This window comes from Marisediminitalea sp., from assembly GCF_984433645.1.
This window is the reverse complement of the sequence record NZ_CFIDRX010000211.1, coordinates 1-6,818: the sequence shown is the minus strand read 5'-3', so window position 1 is coordinate 6,818 and position 6,818 is coordinate 1. Positions and strand designations below refer to the sequence as shown.

Genomic DNA, 6,818 nt, shown 5'->3' with positions numbered 1-6,818 from the left:
GCACTTGTTTTGGGTACAAGGGGTCGCAGGTTCAAATCCTGTCTCACCGACCATTCTTTCTGTTTTTTCTCAGTATTTTGACGCTTTTCTGCGCAGTCTCTGCTGTGCGGCCATGAAAGGCGTGATTAACGCTCGACTCTGCTATTAGCAAACTGTATACTACTGCGTCTTTTTATGGCAGCGCACATTAGTAAGCGCGAAGAATCGACCTTTTTCTGCTGGTTGGTAACTGTTACCGCTGGGAGACAAAGGCTGGAAAATAAAGCGTCTTAGGCGCACAGTTGAGGTAATACAATGCAAGTTTCAGTCGAGACGACTCAAGGTTTAGAACGCCGTCTTACTATTACTGTTCCTGCTGAGTCAGTAGATAATGCGGTTAAAGCGCGTTTACAGCAGTTAGCGAAAACCCAGCGTATTAACGGCTTCCGTCCAGGTAAAGTACCAGTAAGCGTAATCAAAAAGCGTTACGGCCAGGCTGTACGTCAGGAAGTGGCTGGCGATGTAATGCAGCAAAACTTCTATCAGGCCATCGTTCAGGAAAAAATCAATCCTGCTGGCATGCCTGCTTTTGAATTAACAAAAGATCAGGATGGCGAAGATTTAGAATTCGTAGCCAAGTTCGAAGTATACCCGGAAGTAGAAGTGAAGGGTGTAGAAGAAATCGAGCTTGAGAAAACTGTTGTAGAGATCAGCGACGCTGACCTGGACAACATGATGGAAACGTTACAGAAGCAACACGGTGAGTGGAAAGAAGTACGTCGTAAAGCACGTAAAGACGACCGCGTTGTTATTGATTTCGTTGGCACAGTAGACGGCGAAGAGTTCGAAGGCGGTAAAGCTGAAGACTTTACGCTTGAATTGGGCAAAGGCCGCATGATCCCTGGCTTCGAAGAGCCACTGGTGGGTGCGAAGAAAGGCGAAGAAGTCACTGTAGATGTGACTTTCCCTGAAGACTACCACGCAGAAGCCCTGAAAGGTAAAGCCGCTCAGTTTGCAGTGAGCGTGAAGAAAGTTGAAGGTCTGACTCTGCCAAAAGTTGATGAAGAATTTGCAAAACTGTTCGGTATCGAAGACGGTGATGTGGAAGCATTGAAAGCGGAAGTGCGTAAAAACATGGAACGCGAGCTGAGCACAACACTGAAAAACGAGCTGAAAGAAGCCGTTATTGCTAAACTGATTGAAAAGAACGAGATGGACGTGCCTGCTGCATTGGTTGAGCAAGAAATCAATGCACTGCGCGAACAAGCTAAACAGCGTTTCAGTCAGCAAGGCGGTGGTGCAAACATGCCAGAGCTGCCAGGCGATCTGTTTAAAGACAACGCTAAGCGTCGCGTAACAATTGGTTTGTTACTGGGTGAAATCATCAAGCAAAACGAACTGAAAGCGGATCAAGAAAAAGTAGATAGCCTGATCGAAACGATGGCGTCTGCGTATGAAGATCCTCAGGAAGTGGTTGAATATTACAAAAACAACCAGGAACTGATGCAACAAATGCAAAACGTTGCGCTTGAAGAACAAGCCATCGAATGGGTAGTGAGCAAAGCAAAAACTACCGACGTGACAAAAGCGTTTGACGAGGTTATGAACAAACAGGGGTAATTTTACACTCCCAGATTGACTTAACCTACAAGCAACTGTTTAAATGCTCGGTCTAGTCCGAGCATTTTTATTTCTGTTAGTACGTAAGGTATCGCAAAATGCATAGCCCACTTGATCCGATGAACGCCCTGGTTCCCATGGTTGTTGAACAAACTGCTAAAGGAGAGCGTTCTTACGATATTTATTCGCGTCTTTTAAAGGAAAACGTGATTTTCCTGGTTGGTCAGGTAGAGGATCACATGGCCAATTTGATCGTCGCACAAATGCTGTTTCTGGAAGCAGAAAACCCAGAAAAAGACATTTTCCTGTATATCAATTCTCCTGGCGGCTCTGTGACAGCAGGGATGGCCATTTACGACACCATGAATTTCATTAAGCCAGACGTGAGCACTGTGTGTGTGGGTCAGGCAGCCAGCATGGGTGCATTCTTGTTATCAGGCGGAGCCAAGGGCAAGCGCTATTGCTTACCTAATGCCCGGGTCATGATTCACCAACCTTTGGGTGGATTCCAGGGCCAGGCTTCTGATTTTGAGATTCACGCTCGCGAAATTTTAAGCATTAAAGAGAAGTTAAACCGTTTGATGGCACAGCATACTGGCCAGGATTATGAAACGGTTGCCAGAGACACGGACCGTGACAACTTCTTAAGTGCAAATGAAGCCAAAGAATACGGGCTAATCGATCAGGTTTTAACAAATCGATCTGACGCAACGGCTTCTAAGTAGTATAGTTATATAAGCCCGGCGTTATTGTTTATGTTTGCCGGGCAGTATAGAGGCAATAATCTATGAGCGACAAACAAAGCAGCGACGGCGACAATAAACTTCTGTATTGCTCGTTCTGTGGCAAAAGCCAGCACGAGGTCAGAAAGCTTATCGCCGGCCCCTCAGTGTTCATCTGCGATGAGTGCGTTGAGTTATGCAACGATATTATTCGGGAAGAGATCAAGGAGATTGCCCCGAATAAGCAAAAGCAAAATGCGCTGCCAAAACCCCAGGAAATTCACGAGCACCTGAACGACTATGTGATTGGTCAGGAGCACGCGAAGAAAGTTCTGTCGGTGGCGGTTTACAACCATTACAAGCGTTTGCGCAATGGTGATGTACACGAAGGCGTTGAGTTAGGCAAAAGTAACATTCTGCTAATTGGGCCTACCGGTAGCGGTAAAACCCTGTTGGCTGAGACGTTGGCTCGTCTGTTAGACGTACCTTTCACCATGGCTGATGCCACCACACTGACCGAAGCCGGTTATGTGGGTGAAGACGTTGAAAATATTATTCAAAAGCTGCTGCAGAAGTGTGATTACGATGTAGAAAAAGCCCAGCGCGGTATTGTTTACATTGATGAAATCGACAAAATCAGCCGTAAGTCAGACAACCCTTCGATTACGCGTGACGTATCCGGAGAAGGTGTTCAGCAAGCGCTATTGAAGTTGATCGAAGGCACCGTAGCATCTGTACCGCCGCAAGGTGGACGCAAGCACCCACAACAGGAATTCCTGCAGGTTGATACCTCTAAAATACTGTTTATTTGTGGTGGTGCATTTGCAGGGCTCGACAAAGTCATCGAGCAACGCGCGACCAGTGGTAGCGGCATCGGTTTTGGCGCTGAAGTGAAGTCCAAGGAAAACAAGAAGGCCATTTCTGAGCTGTTCCGTCAGGTAGAGCCAGAAGACCTGGTTAAGTACGGATTGATTCCGGAGTTTATCGGACGACTGCCAGTGGTAACCAGCCTGGAAGAACTGAACGAAGAAGCGTTAATTCAGATTCTGAAAGAACCAAAGAATGCGATTACCAAACAGTACTCCGCCTTATTTGCCATGGAAGACACTGAACTAGAGTTTCGTGAAGATGCCTTGTTTGCAATTGCTAAGAAAGCGATGCAGCGCAAAACAGGTGCCCGTGGCCTGCGTTCAATTGTAGAAGCTGTTCTGCTTGAAACCATGTACGAATTACCTTCTATGGAAAACGTAAGCAAGGTGGTGATTGATGAAACCGTGATTCGCGGCGAGTCTAATCCAATTCTTATTTACGACAGTGCGGACAAAAAAGCCGCCAGCGAATAAAACAATCAAAATATATAAAAAGGCCTCCGGGCCTTTTTTTATTTGTGATATCAAGCATTAGTTACTGCTTTTCAAAACGGTTTGCAGTAGATTAAGACTACGCCTTATAGAAATATACTGCGGGTTAATTGAACTTTGTTAGCCCATCCCCATATAAAGACACAATAGTAATAATCAGAGAAGAAGTATGACATCAGAGCGAGAGAATCGCATTGAAATACCAGTACTGGCCTTGCGGGACGTGGTTGTGTACCCCCATATGGTCATACCTTTATTCGTTGGACGTGAGAAGTCGATCCGCTGTTTGGAAGCGGCCATGGACAGCGACAAACAAATTTTCCTTGTTGCCCAAAAAGACGCGGGCATTGATGAGCCAGACACCGGCGATATTTATTCTGTAGGTACCATCGCGACCATTTTGCAATTGCTTAAATTACCCGACGGCACGGTAAAAGTGCTGGTTGAAGGTAATGTTCGTGGTGAAGTAGCCGACTATGTACAAACTGAACCTTTCTTTGTAGCGGGTATTGATCGCCTGGGCGATGAAGCGCTGCCTGAAAGTGAGCAGGAAGTGCTGATCCGTTCTGCAGTGTCGCAGTTCGAAGGTTACGTTAAGCTCAATAAAAAGATTCCACCCGAAGTACTGACGTCGCTCAACGGCATCGATGATGCTGCACGTTTGGCTGATACCATGGCTGCGCATATGCCGCTTAAACTGGTAGAGAAGCAAAAAGTGCTCGAGATGCGGGGCGTGAATGAACGCCTTGAGTATCTGATGGCGTTAATGGAAGGCGAAATTGATTTGCTGCAGGTCGAAAAGAAAATTCGCACCCGCGTTAAGAAGCAAATGGAGAAGTCTCAGCGCGAGTACTATCTGAACGAGCAAATGAAAGCCATTCAGAAAGAACTGGGTGAGCTCGACGACGCGCCGGATGAATTTGAAGCGCTGAGCAAGAAAATCGAAGAAGCCAAAATGCCTGCCGAGGCTGAAGAAAAAGCTAAGGCTGAACTGCAAAAGCTGAAAATGATGTCGCCAATGTCTGCCGAAGCAACGGTTGTCAGAAGCTATATCGATTGGCTGACCAGTGTACCGTGGCATAAGCGTTCTGCGGTGAAAAAGAACCTGGCAAAGGCAGAAGAGATCCTGGATGCCGACCATTACGGACTGGAAAAGGTCAAGGAACGTATTATTGAATACCTTGCCGTGCAACAACGTGTTCGTAAACTGAAAGGGCCGATTCTGTGTTTAGTCGGACCGCCGGGTGTGGGTAAAACATCACTGGGTCAATCTATTGCCAAAGCCACAGGCCGCAAGTATGTGCGTATGGCACTGGGTGGCGTGCGCGATGAAGCGGAAATTCGTGGACACCGTCGCACCTACATTGGCTCATTGCCGGGTAAGCTGATCCAGAAAATGGCCAAAGTGGAAGTGAAAAACCCGCTGTTCTTGTTAGACGAAATCGACAAGATGTCATCTGACATGCGTGGCGACCCGGCTTCCGCATTACTCGAAGTACTGGACCCGGAACAAAACAGCAGCTTCAGCGACCATTATCTGGAAGTGGACTACGATTTGTCTGATGTCATGTTCGTTGCGACATCAAACAGCATGAACATTCCTGGTCCGTTACTCGACCGGATGGAAGTGATTCGTTTATCGGGCTATACCGAGGATGAGAAGCTGAATATCGCCACACGCCATTTGATCAGTAAGCAAATGGAACGCAACGGCCTTAAAAAGAATGAACTGGAAATCGAAGACTCAGCCATTATTGGCATGATCCGCTACTACACTCGCGAAGCTGGTGTGCGTTCACTGGAACGCGAGATTTCTAAAGTGTGTCGTAAAGCGGTGAAAGATATTTTGCTGAATAAATCGACTAAGAAAGTGGTAGTGAACCAGGATAACCTGAAAGACTATCTGGGTGTGCAGCGCTTCGATTACGGTAAAGCCGACAAGAACAACCAGATTGGTCAGGTAACAGGATTGGCCTGGACACAAGTTGGCGGTGACTTACTGACTATCGAAACGACTTCTGTACCTGGTAAGGGAAAAATGACATCAACCGGTTCACTGGGCGATGTTATGCAGGAGTCTATTCATGCTGCCATGACGGTCGTTCGCTCACGCGCTGAAAAACTGCGTATTAACGGTGATTTCTACGAGAAGCGTGATATTCACGTTCACGTGCCTGAAGGTGCAACACCTAAAGATGGTCCAAGTGCGGGTATCGCGATGTGTACTGCACTGGTGTCGTCATTAACAGGCAACCCTGTTAAGTGCGATGTGGCCATGACCGGGGAAATTACCCTGCGCGGAGAAGTGCTGGCGATTGGTGGGCTGAAAGAGAAGCTGCTTGCTGCGCACCGCGGTGGTATCAAAACCGTAGTGATCCCGAAAGACAATGAACGTGATTTAGAAGAAATTCCGGATAACGTGAAGCAGGATTTGTCTATTCATCCGGTACAGTGGATTGATGATGTGTTAGATATTGCCTTGCAAGAGCCGGTTGAGAGTTTTCAACCTGTTGCGTTAAACGGCTAAAACTTAGGCACATAGAATGCTTGCCGCGCCAGTCATATAAGGGCTTGCGCGGCATTTTTATTTGTTTTGCTCAAAAAGTGTGCAGATAACGTGAGAAAAGTCATTTTTTTTAACTTTAGGGGCTTCAAAGTCAGAAAAGTTGTGTTACCTTAACTGCTGTATTCGCTTGAAGCCTTGTCACTAAAGGGATGGCAGCGATTCATTAATAAGTTAAAAAATTGTAAAGCTTGGCTTGATGTTACTGATTAAGCTTGCTATAACGTCTGAGCAATGAATTAATGTTTTTGCGGACGAGAGCATAATAACAAACGAAGGGGATCTTAATTGTGAACAAGTCTCAACTCATCGATAAAATCGCTGCTGGTGCAGATATTTCTAAAGCTGCTGCTGGCCGTGCACTGGACGCTTTCACTGACGCGGTAACTGACGCGCTGAAAGAAGGCGATCAAGTAGCACTGGTTGGTTTCGGTACTTTCTCTGTAAGAGAGCGCTCTGCACGTAGTGGTCGTAATCCTCAAACTGGTGAGACTATCGAAATTGCTGCAGCTAAAGTGCCTTCTTTCAAAGCTGGTAAAGCACTGAAAGACGCTTGTAACTAATAAGCAGTCA

The 6,818-nt window shown here is 46.6% G+C and carries 5 protein-coding genes; all 5 read left to right on the top strand.

Annotation, left to right across the window (positions count from 1 at the left end; genetic code table 11):
* Window positions 1–294 precede the first annotated feature (294 nt).
* The 5 genes from tig to hupB all read left to right on the top strand — a co-directional run bounded on the left by tig (window position 295) and on the right by hupB (window position 6,808).
* Complete coding sequence (tig, locus tag AC4MRN_RS18580; protein ID WP_073323044.1) at window positions 295–1,599, top strand: trigger factor; 1,305 nt, start codon at window positions 295–297, stop codon at window positions 1,597–1,599.
* Window positions 1,600–1,697: 98 nt separating this feature from the next.
* Window positions 1,698–2,324 carry an ATP-dependent Clp endopeptidase proteolytic subunit ClpP gene (clpP, locus tag AC4MRN_RS18575; protein ID WP_073323041.1) on the top strand — a complete coding sequence of 209 codons (627 nt, stop codon included), beginning with the start codon at window positions 1,698–1,700 and terminating at the stop codon, window positions 2,322–2,324.
* Window positions 2,325–2,386: 62 nt separating this feature from the next.
* Window positions 2,387–3,664 carry an ATP-dependent protease ATP-binding subunit ClpX gene (gene clpX, locus AC4MRN_RS18570; protein WP_073323039.1) on the top strand — a complete coding sequence of 426 codons (1,278 nt, stop codon included), beginning with the start codon at window positions 2,387–2,389 and terminating at the stop codon, window positions 3,662–3,664.
* Window positions 3,665–3,851: 187 nt separating this feature from the next.
* Entirely contained in the window at window positions 3,852–6,209 is a 2,358-nt protein-coding gene (gene lon, locus AC4MRN_RS18565; protein ID WP_073323037.1) for an endopeptidase La, read from the top strand.
* A gap of 326 nt (window positions 6,210–6,535) precedes the next feature.
* Window positions 6,536–6,808: a nucleoid-associated protein HU-beta gene (gene hupB, locus AC4MRN_RS18560; RefSeq protein ID WP_073323035.1), complete on the top strand. Its 273-nt coding sequence runs from the start codon at window positions 6,536–6,538 to the stop codon at window positions 6,806–6,808.
* Window positions 6,809–6,818 lie beyond the last annotated feature (10 nt).

Coding starts and splice junctions, on each gene's coding strand:
- clpX (WP_073323039.1), top strand. CDS start 2,387: ATGAGCGACAAACAAAGCAGCGACGGCGACAATAAACTTCTGTATTGC.
- clpP (WP_073323041.1), top strand. CDS start 1,698: ATGCATAGCCCACTTGATCCGATGAACGCCCTGGTTCCCATGGTTGTT.
- tig (WP_073323044.1), top strand. CDS start 295: ATGCAAGTTTCAGTCGAGACGACTCAAGGTTTAGAACGCCGTCTTACT.
- lon (WP_073323037.1), top strand. CDS start 3,852: ATGACATCAGAGCGAGAGAATCGCATTGAAATACCAGTACTGGCCTTG.